At 74.1% G+C, this 2,577-nt stretch carries 4 protein-coding genes; 1 reads left to right on the top strand and 3 read right to left on the bottom strand.

Features of this window, described 5'->3' with window-relative positions:
- On the top strand, window positions 1-627 hold a 627-nt coding region (locus G3I65_RS30875), incomplete at its 5' end, for a substrate-binding domain-containing protein (protein WP_160699229.1).
- 15 nt (window positions 628-642) lie between these two features.
- Here G3I65_RS30875 and G3I65_RS30870 read toward each other — a convergent pair.
- The 3 genes from G3I65_RS30870 to G3I65_RS30860 all read right to left on the bottom strand — a co-directional run.
- Complete coding sequence (locus G3I65_RS30870) at window positions 643-891, bottom strand: hypothetical protein (protein ID WP_239071561.1); 249 nt, start codon at window positions 889-891, stop codon at window positions 643-645.
- 85 nt (window positions 892-976) lie between these two features.
- Window positions 977-2,227 carry a CdaR family transcriptional regulator gene (locus tag G3I65_RS30865; protein ID WP_160699228.1) on the bottom strand — a complete coding sequence of 417 codons (1,251 nt, stop codon included), beginning with the start codon at window positions 2,225-2,227 and terminating at the stop codon, window positions 977-979.
- Between the two features lie 29 nt (window positions 2,228-2,256).
- Window positions 2,257-2,577, bottom strand: a 321-nt coding sequence (locus G3I65_RS30860; protein ID WP_160699227.1) for an alpha/beta fold hydrolase, incomplete at its 5' end; no start/stop codon positions are given.

The raw sequence follows: 2,577 nt of genomic DNA, 5'->3' as shown, positions 1-2,577 counted from the left end.
GTGGCACTCGGCGGCGCGAGCGACGCGATGGCGACCCGGGTGCTACCCGCGCTCACCCCGCTGACCACGCGCGGGCTGCAGCTGTCGGTGACGCTCGGCCTCGCCGACGAGCTGCTGGCCGCGCTCACGGCGGCCCGCCTCGACCTGGTCGTCTCGTCGGTGCGGCCCCGCGACCGCGCGCTGACCGCGACCCCGATGATCGACGAGGAGTTCGTCCTCGTGGCCGCTCCGGCGCTGGCCCGCGGCATCGACCCGGCGCGGCTGGTGACCGACCCGGTCGCCGCGCTGGCGCACCTGCCTCTCGTCGCCTACGCCGACGAGCTGCCGATCATCCGCCGCTACTGGCGCAGCGAGTTCGGCAGGCGCCCGCCGAACCGGGTCGCGGTGGTGGTCCCGGACCTGCGCGCGGTCCTGGCCGTGGTGATCGCCGGCGCGGGCGTGACGGTCCTGCCCCGCTACCTCGCGGCCGCGGCGCTGGAGGCGGGTTCGGTGGAGCTGGTCCACGAACCCGAGACACCGCCGCTGAACACCTGGTACCTGGTCACCCGCGCCACCCCTCCCCGCCCGGCGGTCACCCTGGTGCGCGACCGGCTGCTCCAGCGCGCCCACGCCTGGGGCTCGCTCTAGCCCGGCCGGCGCGGCTCAGCCCGCGTTGGCCAGGAAGCTCCCGCCCGACGGCGCGTTCTCCATCAGGCACGCGTGGCAGGGCATCCCGCGCAGCCCCTCGAGCACCTCGGCCTCGCCGGGGAAGATCGCTTCGCCGCACAGCGCCGTCAGGTGGGCGGGGATCGGGCCGGTGGGCACGGGGATCAGGTGGCAGACGCGTCTGCTCTCGCCGACGACACCTCGGCGTAGCCGCACCAGCGCGAGCATCCCACCGTTCTCACCCATACCGGAACCGTAGGCCGAACGGCCGAGCCGGGCTTCGTGCCCGCGACCCAATGATCACCGCGGGTGGTGGTCCGCGATACCAAAGTCACGCCGGGGTCAGCACCGCCGCGCCGAGCCGCTGGCACAGGTTGAGCGCCAGTTCGACGTCCAGCCGTCCCTCGCCCAGCCCGCGCGGCAGCAGCTCCTGCGCCTTGCGGACGCGGTACTGGACGGAGTTCTTGTGCATCGTCAGCTCGGCGGCCGCCGCGGTGTAGCTGCCGCCGGAGGCCAGGAACACCCGCAGCGTCTCGCGCAGCCGGCCGCAGTTCTCGTCGTCGGCCGACATCGGCCCGAGCGTGCTCGCGACCCACAGGCGCGCCGCGTTGAGGTCGCTCGTCATCAGCGCCACCGTGCCCACCTCCCGGAAGGTCAGGACGCGGTCGCAGTGCTCACCGGCGGCCAGCGCCAGCGCGTGCACCCGGCGGGCCTGCTGGTGGGTGTCGCGGAAGCCGTCGACGCCGGTGCCGGGGTCGCCGACGGTGACCCGCACCCCCGGGTCGGCGTCCGCGAGCGCCGCGTCCAGGTGCTCGCGGCGGACCGACGCGACCGGCAGCCACGCCCACGCGCCGGCTTCGTCGCGGGGCACGAACAGCGGACGGCCTTCACCGCCGGCGCGCTCCAGCACCGCCCCGGCGACCGACTCCAGGTGCGACAGCACGTCGTGGGCTTCGGACGCGTGCCAGACGACCAGCCCGACGTGCGTGCCGCGCAGCCGGTAGCCGATCACCGCCTCGGCCGCGTCGACGTCGGGCGGACCGCCGTTCTCCCCCAGCAAGTCGAGCACCTTGGCCGCCCGCGCGGCGCTCCGGTTGAGCAGCCAGCGGTCGCGTTCGTCCTGGTAGACGCCCACGAGCTGGCGGACCACCCGGGTGATGAACTCGTAGGCGACCTTCAGCAGCCGGCGCATCATGGCCCCGAGCAGCGCCGCGTCGTCGACCACGCGGATGCACTCCTGGAACCCGAAGTCGAGCATCGCGGCCTGGCCGAGGTCGTAGGCGCGGATCAGGTCGAACACCGGGGTGCCGCGCTGCGCCAGCCGCCGCGCGTACTCCATCGCCGCGGCCGGCGGCTCGACGGTCGCCGGGTCGATGCCGTGCCGGAAGATCTGCAGGGCGGTCTCGATGTTCTGGTAGACACTCGCCGACAGCAGGCTGACCATGCGCTCGTCGTCGTTGACCAGCTGCGGCAGGTCGGCGGCGTACAGCTGGACCAGTTCCCCGGTCAGCTCGGCCGCGCGGTCCGCGAGGGTGGCGGCGATCTGCCGGATGCGCTCCGAGACGACTTCTTCGTCCACCATGGAGCCACTCTACGGGGTCGTGGATCAAGCTATTCGAGGAACTCGTCGATCAAGTCGAACGTCGCACCGGGAGCCTGCAGCGCCGGCATGTGCCCGGCGCCCGGCACGACCTCGAACCGCGCGTCGGCGAACGCGGCCGCGTAGGCCTTGCCGAACGCCGGCGGGACGACGACGTCGTCCTCGCCCCAGATGAGCAGTGCCGGGATCCGGACCCGCGCCAGGCGGCGCAGCAGCTTTGGGTCGGCCAGGCCGGGGCCCGCGTAGGTCCGGAACGCGGCCAGGTCGGCCGGGTCCGGGCCCGGCGCACCGGCCGGTGCCTGCGGCATTCGCACGGGGATGCCGTCGACCTC

The sequence above is a fragment of the Amycolatopsis sp. SID8362 genome, assembly GCF_010550475.1.
GTDB lineage: Bacteria > Actinomycetota > Actinomycetes > Mycobacteriales > Pseudonocardiaceae > Amycolatopsis > Amycolatopsis eburnea.
This window is presented reverse-complemented; position numbering and strand designations above follow the sequence as displayed.

Bases quoted from the DNA above. Each gene is read 5' to 3' on its own strand.
- G3I65_RS30870 (WP_239071561.1), bottom strand. From the start codon at position 891: ATGGGTGAGAACGGTGGGATGCTCGCGCTGGTGCGGCTACGCCGAGGT.
- G3I65_RS30865 (WP_160699228.1), bottom strand. From the start codon at position 2,227: ATGGTGGACGAAGAAGTCGTCTCGGAGCGCATCCGGCAGATCGCCGCC.